Origin of the sequence: Rhodanobacter denitrificans (assembly GCF_003335105.1) — a bacterium.
Classification (GTDB): domain Bacteria; phylum Pseudomonadota; class Gammaproteobacteria; order Xanthomonadales; family Rhodanobacteraceae; genus Rhodanobacter; species Rhodanobacter denitrificans_A.
In genome coordinates, this window is record NZ_QFWQ01000023.1 from 1 (window position 1) to 232 (window position 232).

At 65.9% G+C, this 232-nt stretch carries 1 protein-coding gene; it reads right to left on the reverse strand.

Annotation, left to right across the window (positions count from 1 at the left end):
- Positions 1-232, reverse strand: a 232-nt coding sequence (locus tag DEO45_RS16340; RefSeq protein WP_114345885.1) for a PKD domain-containing protein, incomplete at both ends; no start/stop codon positions are given.

Here is a 232-nt window from a genome sequence, read left to right on the forward strand (position 1 = left end):
GGTCTTGGAGTTGGTGCTGCCATTGGCACTGTCGGTCACCGTCTCGGTGACGCTGTAGGTGCCGGCCGCCGCATAGCTGTGGCTGGGGTTGGTGGCGGTCGAGCTGCTGCCGTCGCCGAAGGTCCACGAGTGCGCCGAGATGGTGCCACCGTTGTCGGTGGAGGTATCGGTGAAGCTGACCGTCAGGCCGCTGATCGTGTCGGTGAAGTTGGCACTCGGCGTGCCGCCAGTG